Source organism: Actinoplanes sp. CA-131856 (assembly GCF_050956135.1).
GTDB lineage: Bacteria > Actinomycetota > Actinomycetes > Mycobacteriales > Micromonosporaceae > Actinoplanes.
Genome location: NZ_CP191849.1, coordinates 9,003,108 through 9,017,201, shown reverse-complemented (window position 1 = coordinate 9,017,201; position 14,094 = coordinate 9,003,108). Strand labels below are relative to the sequence as shown.

Below are 14,094 nucleotides of genomic sequence, written 5' to 3'. Positions count from 1 at the left end.
ACCATGCCCGTCACCACCCTCGACCCGAAGACCGCGCTCGTGGTCGTCGACCTGCAGCGCGGCATCGTCGCGGCCCCGGTCACCCCGCACCCGGCGGCCGACGTGGTCGCCCGCACGGCTGCGCTGGCATCGGCGTTCCGCGCACACGGCCTCCCCGTGATCCTGGTCCACGTGACCGGCCACCCCGACGGCACTGACTCCCTGCGCGCCCGCACCGACGCCTCCCGCCCGTCGAGCCCCCGCCCCGAGGGCTGGGACCAGATCGTCGACGACCTCACCACCGGCGACGACATCATCGTCACCAAGCGCAACTGGGGCGCCTTCTACGGAACCGACCTGGACCTTCAGCTCCGCCGCCGCGGCATCACCCAGGTCGTCATCACCGGCATCGCCACCAGCATCGGCGTCGAGTCGACGGCCCGCGCCGCCCACGAGCACAACTACCAGGTCACCATCGCCACCGACGCGGTGACCGACCTCGACCCCGGCACCCACCGCAACAGCATCGAGAAGATCTTCCCCCGCCTGGCCGAGACCGGCACCACGGCCGAGATCCTCGACCTTCTGGCGGCGTGAGACTCAAGGCTCCGGCCGGATCTCCCCATCGAAGCGCCAGCCGGGCGGCCACACGTGAAGGGCGTCCGGCTGGCGAACCTGAGCGCCGGAGAAGATGGACGGCTCCTCCCGCGGGAAACGGGAATGCCGGAAGGTCACCTGCTCCTCGAACGTAGCCGTTCGGAATGTCACCCGCCCCGCGAACGTCGCCTCCTTGAACGAGGCCGGCCCGCCGAACCGGGCATCGCGGAACGTGGCGTCGGCGAACTCCGCGCCCGGAAAGCTGGCCCAGCCCTCGAAGGAGGCGGACTGGAAGTCGGCGAATCCGGCGAAGGCCGCCTGGCTGAACTCGGCGCGAGAGGCGAAGGCGGCATCGGCGAACGAGGCCGATCCGGTCACCGAGATCCTCCGGAAATCCGCCTCGGCATCGAACACCGCGTCGGTGAACCGTGCCGCGCCGAGAAAGCGCGCCTCGGCGAAAACCGCGGGGCTGCTGAAGGTCGTACGGCCGAAATCAGCGTCGCCCTCGAACGTCGTCGTGGCGAAGGACGTCATGGTGAACGTCGAATCCGCGAAAACGGTGAGCCCGGCGAAGGTCGCTCCGGTGAAGGTCGCGGTGTCGGGATGACCGTGCGCGAAGGTCCAGTCGACGAGGTGGGCGTTGCTCAGGTCGAGGCGGATGCCGGGCCAGCCGGGACATAGGGCATGCGGAGGTAGGCGCAGATGACGTTCACGACGGTCTGCCGTTGGGTGGGGTTGTTCTGGGCGACACGTTCCAAGGCGTAGAGGCCGCCCAGCCGGACGGCGGCGTCGGCGTGGCCGATCTGTTCGACCGCCTGGGTGTACATCTCGGTGATCCGCCGCTGGGAGGCGTCGAACTCGGTGTGCTCCTGACGGCGGAGCTCGAGCTCGTGGGTGTGCTCGGACAGACGCTGGCGGCGTACGCCCAGAAGCAGCGCGGCGGCGGCGCCCCCGGCGGCCGCGATGCCCAAGCCGTACTTGATGGCGTCGATCTGGAGCTTCGCCTTGTCGACGCCCGTGACGTCGTCGGCGATGAGCAGCATCGTCGTGAGGCCGGCGACTCCGACGGCCGCCACCAGCAGGGTGAAGGTGAGGATGCCGCGATCGGACAGGATCCACGGCCATCGCAGCGGCGGAAGCCGTTCGTGCGACATCCGGTCAGGGCCCGGCGACTCTCGGTCGGTCACAACCGCATAGTGACGTAGCGCCGCACCTCCTCGGCCGAGGCGGTGCTGGGCACTCCGGCCGGTGGTGGTGGGCGGTCCACCATCACGACCGGGATGCCGTGCTCGCGGGCGGCGGCGAGCTTGGCGTCCGGGCCGCCGCTGTCCTTGGTGACCAGGACGTCGATCCGGTGTGCGGTGAGCAGGCGGCGCTCGCTCTCCAACGTGAAGGGACCGCGGTCGAGCAGAACATCCAGGCGCGCGGGCATGGGTGGTGTCGGCGGCTCCACCGAGCGGGCCAGGAACCAGGCGTCCACGTCGGCGAAGGCGGCTATGCCCTGGCGGCCGGTGGTCAGGAAGACCCGGCGGCCCAGCCGGGGGAGCAGGGCGGCGGCGCCGGGGAGATCGGGTACGCGGTGCCAGTCGTCGCCCGGGCCTTCCGTCCAGCCGGGGCGGCGCAGGGCGATCAGTGGCACGCCGGTGGCCTCGGCGGCCGCGGCGGCGTTCGCGCTGATGCCGGCGGCGAAAGGGTGAGTGGCGTCGACCAGGACGTCGATCCTCGATGTCCGTAGATAAGCGATCAGTCCGTCTACACCGCCGAAGCCGCCGATCCGGACCTCGCCCGGAGGCAGGAGGGGGGCCGAGGTCCGCCCCGCCAGCGACGTGATCACGGTGTGCGCGGGATGCAGGGTGGCGGCCAGGGCCCGGGCCTCGGTGGTGCCGCCGAGGATCAGGACTCTCGGCATCTTGTCGTGGAGTAGAGGTGGCTGTCGGGGAACTGGGCGGCGGTCAGGGCGGGACCCACGACGATCACCGCGGTGCGCCTGATGCCGGCCTCCTTCACCTGGGCCGCTATGCCGGACAGGGTGCCGCGCAGGATTTCCTCGTCGGGGCGGCTGGCCCGGGCCACCACCGCCACCGGGCAGTCGGGGCCGTATGACGGGATCAGGTCGGCCACGACGGCCTCGATGCGCTGGACGGCCAGGTGCAGGACCATTGTGGAGCGGCTGGCGCTCAGCGAGCGCAGGTCCTCGCCCGGGGGCATGGCGGTGGCTCGTTCGGCCGTCCGGGTCAGGATGACGGTCTGCGCCACCGACGGGACCGTCAGCTCGCGGGCCAGTGAGGCCGCGGCCGCGGCGAAGGCGGGTACGCCCGGAACCACGTCGTACGGGATGCCGGCCGCGTCGAGGCGGCGCATCTGCTCGGCCACCGCGCTGAACACCGACGGGTCGCCCGAGTGCAGGCGGGCCACGTCCTGGCCGGCCGTGTGGGCGGTGACCATCTCCTCGATGATCTGGTCGAGGTTCAGGTTCGCCGTGTCGACCTTGCGGGTGCCGGGCGGGCACGCCTCCAGCAGCTCCGGCGGGACCAGGCTGCCCGCGTAAAGGCACACGGGCGAAGCCTCGATCAACCGCTGCCCTCGTACGGTGATGAGGTCGGCCGCGCCCGGACCGGCGCCGATGAAATGGATCATCGGGTCACCGACCAGATCGTCACCGGCATCATTGCTCTCCATCCCGTGAAGCCGCCCACCGGCGACGCCCGATTGATCGCCACCCGGGTCATCTCGCCGCCGTGCTCGGCGTACGCCGCGGCCAGGAACGCCTCCGACTCGACGGTCACCGCGTTCGCCACCAGGCGGCCGCCCGGCTTCAGTGCCGCCAGGCACGCGCCGAGCACCCCGTCGCGGGTCAGCCCGCCCCCGATGAAGATCGTGTCCGGCGCCGGCAGCCCTTCCAGCGCGGCCGGAGCGCTTCCGTGAACCACGCGCAGCCCAGGCACACCCAGCGAGGCGGCATTTGTCGTAATCGTCGACACCCGCGCATCGTGCGACTCGATGGCGATGGCCCGGCACGACGGATGGCTCCGCATCCATTCGATCCCGATCGACCCTGAGCCCGCTCCCACATCCCACAGGAGGCCGCCGGGCGCCGGGGCCAGGACCGACATGGTCACCGCCCGGATCTCGCGCTTGGTGAGCTGGCCATCCGAGACGTACGACGCATCCGGCAACCCAGGCGCCAGAGACGTCGCCGGCCCGTCACCGCAGTCGATCGCGACCACGTTCAACGCATCGATAACCGAAATGTCGGAAATGTTCGAGAAGGGGAGCGCGACGATGGTTTCGGCGGGGCCGCCGAGTTGAGACAGCACGGTGAGTGTGGCCTCTGAGAATCCCGCGGATGACAGCAGCTCGGCCACGGCGGACGGGGTGGAGGCGTCCCTCGACAGGACCAGGATCTTCCGTCCGGGGTTCAGGGCCCGCCGCACCACGTCCACCGGGTCCGTGACCAGGCTCACGACCTCCACCGCGGCCAGCGGCCACCCCATGCGGGCCGCGGCCAGCGACACCGACGACGGGTGGGGCAGAACGCGTACGCGGGAAGCCCCCAGCAACCGCACCAGCGTCGCCCCGATCCCGTGGAACATCGGGTCGCCGCTCGCCAGCACGCACACCCCCGGGCCCGCGTGCTCCTCGAACAGGCCCGGCAGGGCCGGTACCAGCGGAGACGGCCATGCGACACGGGTGGCCGCCACCTCGGAGGGGAGCAGGTCCAACTGGCGCGAGCTGCCCAGGATCACCTTGGCTTCGGTGAGCGCGCTCCGGGACGTACGGGAAAGGTCGTCCCACCCGCCGGCGCCGATGCCGACCACAGTGACCAGGTCGGGGTTGCCGTCGCGCATGCGCCGAACCTATCGCGGCCCCACCTGGCGAGATTTTCCGGATCCGGTTGAGCGATGCCCGCGCCGGGTGCGTACAACCCCCCGACGGCTTGTCGGACCGCTGAACGGGTGAGGACTATGGCGCAGGGACCCCCCACGTTCCAACAGCGCTACGCGCCGGACGAGGACGAGCAGTACTTCGCCGGTCTGCGTGGCGTGCCCGAGGCGGACGACCCCTGGGGCGCCCAGGACGACGACCCGCGCCTGTCCGGTGGCTACGGCGTGCGGGAGGTCGACAACTGGCTGCCCGACGACGAGTTCCGCCGCAGCGACATCCTGATCGAGTCGCAGACCGACCCCACCGGCTGGAAGACCAGCGGCTCGGTGCAGCCGCCGATGGACGACGAGCGCCCGCCGGCCGAGGCCGTCTCCGGCAACCGCCTGCTCACCGTCCTCCTCTTCTTCTCCGGGCTCGCCACCAGCGTCGCGCTCTGGGTCTTCGACACCCAGCCGGGCGCGGTCAACGACACGCCGACGCTGATGCTCGCGGCGGGCCGGATCACCGGGCTGATCGGCGGCTATCTGCTCTTCGTCCAGCTGCTCATGATGAGCCGCGTCTCCTGGCTCGAGGAGTGGGTCGGCGCGCGTGACCTGCTGCGCTGGCACCGCTGGCTCGGCACCTCGCTCGTCGTCTTCGTGCTGGCCCACGTCGTCTTCATCGTCTACGGCTACGCGCTCACCGGCGACGCCGGCGTGATCGACCAGGGCTGGACGATCATCACCACCTTCCCCGAGATGATCAGCGCCACGGTCGCGACCGGCCTGCTCGTGCTGATCAGCCTGATCTCGATCCGGGCGGCCCGCGCCAAGTTGCCGTACGAGCTGTGGCATTTGATCCATCTTTCCGGCTATTTAGTGCTTCTTCTGGGGTACGGCCATCAGGTCGCCACCGGGGCCGACCTCAGCGGCCGCTTCGCCTCGGTGTTCTGGCCCGGCCTGGGCGCGCTGGTCATCTCGGCGCTGATCTGGGGCCGCCTGATCGAGCCGCTCTGGCTGAACGTGCGGCACCGCTTCGAGGTGGCCGAGGTGGTCGGTGAGGCCTCGGGCACGTTCTCGGTCTACATCGGTGGCAAGAACCTGGAGAAGCTGCCGGCGCAGGCCGGCCAGTTCATGCGGTGGCGCTTCCTGACCCGCAACGGCTGGTGGCAGTCGCACCCGTTCTCGCTGTCGGCGGCGCCGAACTCGCAGTGGCTGCGGCTCACCGTGACCGCCGTCGGCGGCCACACGTCACGCCTGGCCACGATGAAGCCGGGCACGCCGATCTGGGCCGAGGGGCCGTTCGGGGTGTTCACGGCCCAGCGCCGTACGCGCCGCCGGGCCCTGCTGATCGCCGGTGGCAGCGGCATCGCGCCGATCCGGGCCCTGCTCGAGGACATGCCGCCGGACACGATCGTGATCTACCGGGCGTCGCGCCCGGACGAGCTCGTCTTCCGCGGCGAGCTGGAAGACCTGGCCGAGCAGCGCGATGCCTGGGTCCGCTACATCGTCGGCTCCCGCAACGATCCCGGCCCCAAGAGGCTGTTCACCCCGGACGGCCTGCTCGGCCTGGTGCCGGACGTGAGCCGTCGCGACGTCTATCTGTGCGGCCCGCCCGGCCTGGTCGGTGCGGCCGTGGCGACCCTGCGCGAGCTGGACGTGCCCGACAGTCAGCTGCACCTGGACCCGTTCGAGTTCTGAGGAGTTCTTCCGATGCGACGTAGTACCGCGGCAGCCGTCGGCACCCTGACCGGTGCGGCACTGATCATCGGGGTCCGGCTGAGTGTGCAGCCGCCGGAGGCCCCGGTCGCCGCCCCGCCCGCCGTCGACCTGGCCGGTGGTACGCCCACACCGGCCAAGCCCAAGCCGTCCGCCACCGCTTCTGGCAACAAATCCGGCAAAGCTACCGAAGCGGCCAAGCCCAAGTCCGGTTTGAAGGACGGCGTCTACAAGGGCAAGGGCGCCACCAACCCGTACGGCACGGTCCAGGTCTCCATCCGCATCGAGGACGGCGAGATCACCGGCGCCGACGCCACCTATCCGACGACGGCCGACAGCGCCACCATCAACCCGCCCGCGGTGGCCGCCCTCAAGCAGGAGACCCTCGGCGCCAAGACCGCGAAGGACGTGGCCGCCGTCTCCGGTGCCACCTACACGAGCAAGTCGTACGCCGAGTCCCTCCAGGCAGCGCTGGACGCCGCAAAGGCGTAGGGTCACGCTCTGTGCGCCACGTCGAGCATGTGATGGGTACGACGGTCAGCATCGAACTGACCCCCGATCGTCCCGACGACGAGCTCCGCGCCCTGATCGCGGACGTCTGCGGCTGGCTGCACGAGGTCGATGCCCGTTTTAGCACGTATAAAGCGGACAGTGAGGTGTGCCGCTTCCGCCGGAAAGAGATCACCCACGCCGAGCTGTCACCCGACATGCGCCACGTCCTCGACGCCTGCGCCGACCTGTGGCGCGACACGGACGGTTACTTCGACGCGTACGCCACGGGACCGCTCGACCCGTCGGGCTATGTGAAGGGCTGGTCGGTCGAGGTCGCCTCCGCGCGGCTGCTGGCCAAGGGCTCGGCCAGCCACTACATCAACGCCGGGGGCGACATCCGGATGCGCGGCCACCACCCCGACGGCGGCCCGTGGCGGGTCGGCATCCGCCACCCGTGGGAGGCCGACAAGGTCAGCTGGGTGCTGGCCCTGACCGACGGCGCGGTGGCGACCTCGGGCACCTACGAGCGCGGCGACCACGTCGTCAACCCCCGCACCGGCAAGCCGGCCCGCGGCCTGCGCTCGGTCACCGTGGTCGGCCCCGACCTGGCCCTGGCCGACGCCTACGCCACGGCCGCCCTGGCCATGGGCGAGCCCGGCATCGCCTGGCTGGCCAAACAGGCCCCCGCCGGCTACGACTCAGCCGTAGTGACCGACGACGGCCGCGCCTTCAGCTCGGCCAACCTCCCGGCTGCTGTCTGAGGTCGCTGATCGCGGTGCCCAAGTCGCGTTCGATGCCGTCCGGCTGCTGCAGGCCGTTCGTGAAGAGTAACTGGACGAACGGGCGGTGTTCGGGGCGGCCGGCCGTCGCGAAGTACGACGTCAAGCCCTCGCCGAGCTCGGCCTCGGGTGGCAGGGTGGCCACGTCGACCAGCTTCTTGATGCCCTTGACGGCGACCTTGTCGAAGGCGGCGATCCGGCGGGCGAAACGGTCGGTGAAGTCCTCGATCTCGGTGTCGGCGACGACCCGGTTGACGTAGCCGTAGTCGGCGGCCAGCTCGGCCGGGATGTCGTCGCCGCCGAGGAGGATCTCCAGGGCCCGGCCCCGGCCGGTCAGGCGGGCCAGACGGGCCATCGCACCGCCGCCGGGCACCGCGCCGACGCCGACCTCGAACTGGCCGAAGACCGCCTGTTCGGAGGCGAAGCGGATGTCGGTGGCCAGGACGAATTCGCTTCCCGCGCCTCGTGTGCGGCCCCGGATCTCCGAGATCGTGGCGATCGGGAGCCGGCTCAGCCGTACGAAATTGTCGAGGTAGGGGTGAAAGCCCGTGGGGCCCGGCTGCATGGCGGCGACGCGGCGGGTGTCGGAGAGGAAATCCCAGTGGGCCATGAAGTAGCCGGGGGTCTCGCTGCGGAAGACGACGACCGTCAGCGCCGGGTCGTCCTCGATCTCGGTGATCAGCGCGGCCAGCTGCTCGACGGTGTCGGGGTCGATCAGATTGGTGGTCCCGTTGCCGAACGTGACCCGCCAGTACGAGGGTTGGACCTTGGTGACGCGGAACTGTTCCATGGGGCTCAGCCTGCTGGTGGAGCGACCGGCGAAGACCCGTCAGACTCCCTGGTCGTCCGTCTCCAGGGCGGCGGCCAGCTCGCCGCGTGACGTGATGCCGAGCTTGGGGAAGATGCGGTACAGGTGGGTGCCGACCGTGCGCGGGGACAGGAACAGGCGTCCGCCGATCTCCTTGTTGGTCAGGCCCTGCGCGGCCAGGGCCGCGATCTGGGCCTCCTGCGCCGTCAGTCGGTCGTCCGTACGCCGTACGGTCTCGCCGGTCGCCCGCAGCTCCTGACGTGACCGGTCGGCCCAGGCCGTCGTGCCCAGCGCCTCGAAGAGGCTGGCCGCCGCCCGCAGGTAGGGGCGGGCGCGGACGTACTGGCGGTCGCGGCGCAGCGCCGACCCGTACGCGTGATCGGCCCGGGCCTTGTCGAAGGGATGCGCCGGCAGCACGGCCGCGATGTCGCCCGGCACGTAGTCGGCCGTCGAGCGTTGCAGCCGCAGCAGCGCCTTGGCGTAGACGAGCCCGCGGGTCAGCGCCGGCGACCCGGTGGCCGCCTCCTCGTCCTCGAGACCACCCAGCAGGGCCTCGAACCGCGCGGCCCGCCCGGCCATGACCGCCGCCTCGGCCAGCGAGCCGACCGCCCAGAACCGCACGGTCGGGTGATAGGCGATGTCGCCGGTGTCGAACAGCCGCAGCAGGTGGTCGAAGGCGGCCGCGCCGTGGCCGGCGGCGAGCGCCGCGTGGCCCCGGACGAACTGGCAGAGGCAGATCATGCCGTGGGCGCCGCTGGGCAGTAGCGCCCGCACGGCGCCGTCGGCGATCTCCTCGGCCCGGGCCTGCTCGCCGCGCAGGGCGGCCGTCATGCCCTGGGCGAGCCGGGCCACGACGGCCCAGCGGGGCTGGCCGGTCTCGGCCGCGAGCCGGACCGCCTCGGCCGCGGCGCCCTCGATCCGGTGGGCGTCCTTGGCGAACACGCCGACCCAGGCCTCGGTGACCAGGGCCTGGGTGAGCAGGCCGACCCTTCGCTGCGACCGGCTGGCGGTGACCGCGTCGGCGGCCAGCGTCTTGGCCGGGCCGAGCGCGCCCACGGCCAGCGCGGCCCAGGCCAGCTGGTGGTCGGGAAGGGGCGCGGCCACGAACTGCGGCAGCGCCGCCACCACCTCCTTGCCGTACTCCAGCGGCACGGCCAGGGCCAGCAGGGTGGCGATGCGCGGATGGTCGGCGCCCAGGCCCGTACGCCGCACGAACTCGACGACCGTGGACCGCACCTCGGCCGACAGCGGCGTGAAGTAGAGCTGGAGCACGACCCCGCGCAGGACCTCGAAGGCGTCGTCGACGTCGCCCACGGCCAGCGACCGCTCGGCCGCCTCGAGGTGGGTGAGCAGGCGGATGTTGGTGACCTCGATGTCGCCCCCGGTGCCGGCGTTGGCCCAGTTCAGCCACAGGCGCTCGGGCCGGCTGAGCGCCCGGTCGTCGATGAGGGGCGAGATCCGGCGTACGGTCGCCGTCTCGCCGGCGTCGAAGGCCGTGTTCACGGCGCGCAGGTACCGGTAGGCCCGCCGTCCCGGGTCGGTGGTCAGTTCGGCCGCCCGCTCCCAGGCCGCCGCGGTGCCGCGCACCCGGGCCACGCGCTGCATGGCCGCCGCCAGCTCGTCGTCCGGACCGGTCGCGGCGAAACAGAGATGCCAGGTCCGCCGCTCGGGGTCGTCGATCACCGCGGCCAGGGCGGCGTGGGCGCCGCGCCGGTCGGCCGGTTCCACCGGGCGGGTCAGCCGCAGGGTGCGGCCGTCGAGCGAGGCCAGGCGCGCGTCGAGGGCCGGTTGAAGGTCGCTGAGCGACAGCCCGGTGGCCCGGAGGATCTCGTCGACGTCGGTGTGGTCGTCGACCGCCGCCACTTCCAGCAGCCGCCGGGCCGGCGGTGGCAGGTCGGACAGGAGGGCCCGGTAGGCCTCGGCCAGTCGTGCGGGGTCCCGCAGCCCGAGCGGGTTGCCGGCCGCCTCGTCGACGATGCGGGCGCGGTCCGCCTCGGTCAGGCCGGGCGCGACGATGCGAGCCGCCGCCTCGGGGCTCACCGGGCCGATCGGCAACTCCCGCAGGCCGGAGCCGCGGAGCCGCCGCCTGGTCTCGGCGCCGTCGCGCATGCCGAACAGCAGGGCCAGGTTCTGACCGGCGAGCCGGCGTCCCACGTACGCCAGCGCCTGCCAGCTCTCCTCGTCGAGCCACTGGGCGTCGTCGGCCACCAGCAGCGTCCCGGAGCCGAGCCGGTCGAGCACGGCCAGAGCGACCCGGTAGGCGTCCCGATCGGCCAGCACCTCGTCGATCGGCATCACGCTGCGCAGCATCCGCTCCAGACCGGCGAAGGAGATCTGGCTCTCCACGGGCACACCGGTTACGGTGAGCACCCGCCACCCCTCGGCTCGCGCGGCATGCGCCAGCAACGCCGACTTGCCGATGCCGGGCGGCCCGGTCAGCACCAGAGCTTGACCGGTCAGCGCCGTGAGCTGCTGTAATTCGCCGTCGCGGCCGATCAGATCTGACACCATCGAAAAATAGCCGATCACCGTGATCCGTCACGTGACTCACTGATGACGCAACCGTGTCCCGGCATCCGCCCGATCGTTCCCGGCCGACCTACGCTCGGCCTATGACCAGGGCAGTTGTGATGGACGACTACGGGCCGCCGGACGTGTTGCGGCTCGCCGGGACCGACGTGCCCGCACCGGGCGACGAGCAGATCAGGGTGACGGTGCGTTACGCCGCCGTCGGCCCGACCGATCTGGCCATCCGGGCCGGGCATCTCAAGGGTGTCTTTCCCGGCGGCCCGGGCACGGTCCTCGGCTTCGAGGCGGCCGGGGTGGTCGAGAGCGTCGCCACAGCATTCAGGACATCGCGGTGGGTGACGAGGTCGCGGTTTTCCTGCCGCGTCTCGGCGGCTACGCCGCCCTTGCCGTCGCCGACTTCTGGGTGCCCAAGCCGGCCTCGGTGAGCTGGGCCGACGCCGCGGCGCTGCCGGCTTCGGGCGAGGCCGCCGTACGGGTTCTCGACCAGCTCGCCGTGAGCTCGGGGGAGACCCTGCTGGTGCTGGGCGCGGCCGGGTCGGTCGGGCGCGTCGCGACTCAGATCGCGGTGGCCCGTGGCGTACAGGTCCTTGGCGCCGTTCGTGCCTCTGACTTCGATCTTGTACGCGGATTCGGGGCCACTCCGCTCGACTACCACCATTTGTCCGGCAAAGTGGACGCGGTGCTCGATGCCTCGGGCCGGAGCGACCTGCCCGCCGCCATCTCGCTCGCCGGTGGCCCGTCGCGCGTCGTCACGCTCTCGGACCCGCGCGGCCCCGGGCTCGGCGTGAAGCTCTCCGACGTCGTCCCCGAGGGAGTCGTTCCGGCCCTGCGCGAGGCGATGAGCCGCCTGGCCTCCGGTGAGCTGTCGCTCCAGTCGCAGGTGGTGGTTCCGCTCGCCGAGGCCGCCGACGTGCACCGCAAGCTGGAATCGGGCTCGCTGCGGGCCAAGGCCCTGCTCGAGATCTAGCTCGGCACCGCCCGCATCGCCAGGTCGACCGTGGCGTACAGGCTCGCCCGGTCGACCCCGGCGGCGGCGTGCACCGCGTTGCCCTCGCTGACCGTCATGACATAACGGGCCAGGGCCGCCGGATCGGTGCCGGCGGGCAGGTCGCCCTCGGTGACCGCGCGGGCCAGCCGCTCGGCCAGGGCGCGCTCGCCGCCCAGCCGGCTCGTGGCCAGGAACTGCGCCACTTCGCCGTTGTCGCTGCCACCGGCCAGGCCGCCCTGGATCGACAGACATCCGGCCGGGCGGTCGGTCCGGGTGAGCGCGTCGGCGTTCGCCCGGAGAAACTTCTCGATCACCTTGTACGCCGTGGGTTCGGCCAGGGCTTCCCGGGCGTACGCCATGTCGTGCTCCGCGTAGCGGGCGACGGCCCGGCGGAACAGCTCCTCCTTGTTGCCGTACGCGGCGTACATGCTCGGCCGGTTGATGCCCATCGCGGTCGTGAGGTCGGTGAGCGAGGCGCCCTCGTAGCCGTGCTCCCAAAAGACCTCGATGGCGCGATCGAGCGCCTCGTCGGCGTCGAAGCCCCGCGGCCGTCCCTTTGTCTTCACCGTCACACCGATCAGTCTACCGCTCGGTACAGAAGTGGGCTACTGTCATTCCATACCGAGCGATACAGAAATAAGGAGGAGGTGGCCCGATGAAGCAGGCAGGACTCTGGAGCATGAAGTTCCGCGACGTGGCGGAGCTCGAGAAACTCGGCTGGGACACGTTCTGGACACCCGGCCTCGACGGTTCCGGCGCCCTCGGCACCGTGGCCCGGCTGCTGGCCGCCGCGCCGGCGAGCACGGTCGCCACGGGTGTGCTGAACATCTGGGGCCAGACGCGCCGCAAGCTGTCGGACTTCTACGCGGCCCACGCCGACCGGCTCCTGGTCGGCCTCGGCATCGGGAACGCGGCCGGCGCGGCCGCCCGCGGCCAGGACTACGGCAACCCGATCACGTCGATGAGCCGCTACCTCGACCAGCTGGAGATCCCGGCCGAGCGCCTGCTGCTGGGCGCGCTGGGCCCGAAGATGGTCGACCTGGCCGTCACCCGCACCGCCGGTTGGCACCCGTTCCTGGTCACGCCGTCCTATGTGGCCAAGGAGCGTGCTCGCGTCGGCCAGGGGCCGCTGATCGCACCCCACCAGGCCGTGGTCGTGGGCCTGCCGCCGGCCGAGTCGCGGGCGCTGGCCCGGGCCCAGGTCGGCATGTTCATCGGCTTCCCGGCGTATCGCAACAACCTGCGCCGCCTCGGCTTCACCGACGACGACCTCGTGCCCGGCGGCAGCGACCGCCTCATCGACGCCCTCGTCGCCCACGGCAGCACGTCCGACATCGCCGACCGCGTCCGCTCCCACCTGGACGCCGGCGCCGACCACGTGGCCCTCCACGTGCTCGGATCACAGACCCCCACTTTCGCTTCCGTTCTGAAGGAGAACTGATCATGGGACAGCTCGACGGCAAGACCGCCCTCGTCACCGGCGCCACCGCGGGCATTGGCCTCGCCTCGGCCCGCCGCCTGGCCGCCGAAGGCGCGCACGTCTTCGTGACCGGCCGCCGCAAGGAGGCCCTGGACGAGTTCGGCGACGGCTTCACCGCCATCCAGGCCGACGTGGCCAACCCCGACGACCTCGACCGCGTGTACGCGGCCATCGCCGAGCGCGGCCAAGGCCTCGACATCGTGTACGCCAACGCGGGCGGCGGCGAGTTCTCGGCGCTGGCCGACATCACGTGGGACCACTACGCGACCACGTTCAACACGAACGTGGGCGGCACCATCTTCACGGTCCAGAAGGCCCTCCCGCATCTGAACGAGGGCGCGTCGGTCATCATCACGAGCTCCAACATCGACGTGAAGGCGGCCCCCGCGTTCAGCGTCTACGCGGCCTCGAAGGCGGCCCTGCGCTCCTTCACCCGCAGCTGGGCGGCCGAGCTGGTGGACCGCAAGATCCGGGTCAACGCCATCGCCCCCGGCCCGATCAACACCCCCGGCCTGTCCGGCCTGGCCGGCACCCCCGAGGACGCCGCTCAGCTCCTGAAGGGGCTGGCCTCCGGCGTCCCGATGGCCCGCCTGGGCACCCCCGACGAGATCGCCGACACGGTCCTGTACCTGGCTTCCCCGGCCAGCGCCTACGTGACGGGTTCCGAGATCTACGTCGACGGCGGCGCGAGCCAGGTCTGACCTGCACGACGCAGTCCCCTCGCCGGTGCTGCTCGCGGAGAAAGCGACAAGCCAGGACGAAGAGCCCGTCAAGTGCCAGCAAATCGGTGGATAACAGTTATCTGCAATCCGCAGATTGAGGTACGCAGTCAGCAGCTTTACGTGTGATGGTTGCTGACT

16 protein-coding genes are annotated in these 14,094 nt (G+C 71.5%); 8 read left to right on the top strand and 8 right to left on the bottom strand.

Translation table 11 applies throughout. The features are described from left to right. Positions 1-3 precede the first annotated feature (3 nt). Positions 4-576, top strand: a complete 573-nt coding sequence (locus tag ACQP2X_RS41215) for a hydrolase (RefSeq protein WP_498691220.1) — start codon at positions 4-6, stop codon at positions 574-576. Between the two features lie 3 nt (positions 577-579). Here the strand turns inward: ACQP2X_RS41215 and ACQP2X_RS41210 are convergent, their stop codons facing one another. The 5 genes from ACQP2X_RS41210 to cbiE form a co-directional block, all read right to left on the bottom strand. Then, complete coding sequence (locus ACQP2X_RS41210) at positions 580-1,110, bottom strand: pentapeptide repeat-containing protein (protein WP_498691218.1); 531 nt, start codon at positions 1,108-1,110, stop codon at positions 580-582. Positions 1,111-1,220: 110 nt separating this feature from the next. Next, positions 1,221-1,763, bottom strand: coding sequence for a hypothetical protein (locus ACQP2X_RS41205; RefSeq protein ID WP_498691216.1), 543 nt, complete (start codon positions 1,761-1,763; stop codon positions 1,221-1,223). Further along, complete coding sequence (locus ACQP2X_RS41200) at positions 1,760-2,485, bottom strand: cobalt-precorrin-6A reductase (protein WP_498691214.1); 726 nt, start codon at positions 2,483-2,485, stop codon at positions 1,760-1,762. The genes ACQP2X_RS41205 and ACQP2X_RS41200 overlap by 4 nt, the downstream gene beginning before the upstream one ends. Further along, positions 2,470-3,255 carry a precorrin-4 C(11)-methyltransferase gene (gene cobM / locus ACQP2X_RS41195; RefSeq protein ID WP_498691213.1) on the bottom strand — a complete coding sequence of 262 codons (786 nt, stop codon included), beginning with the start codon at positions 3,253-3,255 and terminating at the stop codon, positions 2,470-2,472. Before cobM ends, ACQP2X_RS41200 begins: the two co-directional genes overlap by 16 nt. Further along, positions 3,210-4,424 (bottom strand): precorrin-6y C5,15-methyltransferase (decarboxylating) subunit CbiE, encoded by a 1,215-nt coding sequence (gene cbiE, locus ACQP2X_RS41190; RefSeq protein ID WP_498691211.1) that lies wholly within the window; start codon positions 4,422-4,424, stop codon positions 3,210-3,212. Before cbiE ends, cobM begins: the two co-directional genes overlap by 46 nt. 117 nt (positions 4,425-4,541) lie before the next feature. Here cbiE and ACQP2X_RS41185 point away from each other — a divergent pair, with 117 nt between their 5' ends. From ACQP2X_RS41185 to ACQP2X_RS41175, 3 genes are read left to right on the top strand one after another with little or no spacing between them, the layout of a single operon-like run. After that, on the top strand, positions 4,542-6,140 hold the full coding sequence (locus ACQP2X_RS41185) for a ferredoxin reductase family protein (protein ID WP_498691209.1): 1,599 nt from the start codon (positions 4,542-4,544) through the stop codon (positions 6,138-6,140). A 12-nt stretch (positions 6,141-6,152) separates the two neighbouring features. Beyond that, positions 6,153-6,650, top strand: a complete 498-nt coding sequence (locus ACQP2X_RS41180) for an FMN-binding protein (RefSeq protein ID WP_498691207.1) — start codon at positions 6,153-6,155, stop codon at positions 6,648-6,650. Positions 6,651-6,682: 32 nt separating this feature from the next. After that, positions 6,683-7,411: an FAD:protein FMN transferase gene (locus tag ACQP2X_RS41175; protein ID WP_498701174.1), complete on the top strand. Its 729-nt coding sequence runs from the start codon at positions 6,683-6,685 to the stop codon at positions 7,409-7,411. On the opposite strand, the gene ACQP2X_RS41170 is transcribed toward ACQP2X_RS41175, so the two are convergent. Then, positions 7,380-8,219, bottom strand: coding sequence for an enoyl-CoA hydratase/isomerase family protein (locus tag ACQP2X_RS41170; RefSeq protein ID WP_498691206.1), 840 nt, complete (start codon positions 8,217-8,219; stop codon positions 7,380-7,382). The genes ACQP2X_RS41175 and ACQP2X_RS41170 overlap by 32 nt on opposite strands. A 39-nt stretch (positions 8,220-8,258) precedes the next feature. After that, the gene (locus tag ACQP2X_RS41165) at positions 8,259-10,745 is read right to left on the bottom strand and encodes a helix-turn-helix transcriptional regulator (protein ID WP_498691204.1); all 2,487 of its coding nucleotides are present in this window, start codon (positions 10,743-10,745) and stop codon (positions 8,259-8,261) included. A 104-nt stretch (positions 10,746-10,849) separates the two neighbouring features. On the opposite strand from ACQP2X_RS41165, the gene ACQP2X_RS41160 reads away from it, so the two are divergent. Beyond that, on the top strand, positions 10,850-11,191 hold the full coding sequence (locus ACQP2X_RS41160) for an alcohol dehydrogenase catalytic domain-containing protein (protein ID WP_498691200.1): 342 nt from the start codon (positions 10,850-10,852) through the stop codon (positions 11,189-11,191). Then, positions 11,098-11,733, top strand: a complete 636-nt coding sequence (locus tag ACQP2X_RS41155) for an MDR/zinc-dependent alcohol dehydrogenase-like family protein (RefSeq protein WP_498691199.1) — start codon at positions 11,098-11,100, stop codon at positions 11,731-11,733. The genes ACQP2X_RS41160 and ACQP2X_RS41155 overlap by 94 nt, the downstream gene beginning before the upstream one ends. Here the strand turns inward: ACQP2X_RS41155 and ACQP2X_RS41150 are convergent. Then, the gene (locus ACQP2X_RS41150) at positions 11,730-12,326 is read right to left on the bottom strand and encodes a TetR/AcrR family transcriptional regulator (protein WP_498691197.1); all 597 of its coding nucleotides are present in this window, start codon (positions 12,324-12,326) and stop codon (positions 11,730-11,732) included. The genes ACQP2X_RS41155 and ACQP2X_RS41150 overlap by 4 nt on opposite strands. Positions 12,327-12,409: 83 nt before the next feature. Here ACQP2X_RS41150 and ACQP2X_RS41145 point away from each other — a divergent pair, with 83 nt between their 5' ends. Continuing rightward, positions 12,410-13,195, top strand: coding sequence for a TIGR03620 family F420-dependent LLM class oxidoreductase (locus tag ACQP2X_RS41145; protein WP_498691195.1), 786 nt, complete (start codon positions 12,410-12,412; stop codon positions 13,193-13,195). Between the two features lie 2 nt (positions 13,196-13,197). Further along, on the top strand, positions 13,198-13,935 hold the full coding sequence (locus ACQP2X_RS41140; protein WP_498691192.1) for an SDR family NAD(P)-dependent oxidoreductase: 738 nt from the start codon (positions 13,198-13,200) through the stop codon (positions 13,933-13,935). Positions 13,936-14,094: the final 159 nt, after the last annotated feature.

Coding starts and splice junctions, on each gene's coding strand:
- cbiE (WP_498691211.1), bottom strand. CDS start 4,424: ATGCGCGACGGCAACCCCGACCTGGTCACTGTGGTCGGCATCGGCGCC.
- ACQP2X_RS41170 (WP_498691206.1), bottom strand. CDS start 8,219: ATGGAACAGTTCCGCGTCACCAAGGTCCAACCCTCGTACTGGCGGGTC.
- ACQP2X_RS41145 (WP_498691195.1), top strand. CDS start 12,410: ATGAAGCAGGCAGGACTCTGGAGCATGAAGTTCCGCGACGTGGCGGAG.
- ACQP2X_RS41160 (WP_498691200.1), top strand. CDS start 10,850: ATGACCAGGGCAGTTGTGATGGACGACTACGGGCCGCCGGACGTGTTG.
- ACQP2X_RS41140 (WP_498691192.1), top strand. CDS start 13,198: ATGGGACAGCTCGACGGCAAGACCGCCCTCGTCACCGGCGCCACCGCG.
- cobM (WP_498691213.1), bottom strand. CDS start 3,255: ATGGAGAGCAATGATGCCGGTGACGATCTGGTCGGTGACCCGATGATC.
- ACQP2X_RS41210 (WP_498691218.1), bottom strand. CDS start 1,110: ATGACGTCCTTCGCCACGACGACGTTCGAGGGCGACGCTGATTTCGGC.
- ACQP2X_RS41185 (WP_498691209.1), top strand. CDS start 4,542: ATGGCGCAGGGACCCCCCACGTTCCAACAGCGCTACGCGCCGGACGAG.
- ACQP2X_RS41180 (WP_498691207.1), top strand. CDS start 6,153: ATGCGACGTAGTACCGCGGCAGCCGTCGGCACCCTGACCGGTGCGGCA.
- ACQP2X_RS41200 (WP_498691214.1), bottom strand. CDS start 2,485: ATGCCGAGAGTCCTGATCCTCGGCGGCACCACCGAGGCCCGGGCCCTG.
- ACQP2X_RS41215 (WP_498691220.1), top strand. CDS start 4: ATGCCCGTCACCACCCTCGACCCGAAGACCGCGCTCGTGGTCGTCGAC.
- ACQP2X_RS41175 (WP_498701174.1), top strand. CDS start 6,683: ATGGGTACGACGGTCAGCATCGAACTGACCCCCGATCGTCCCGACGAC.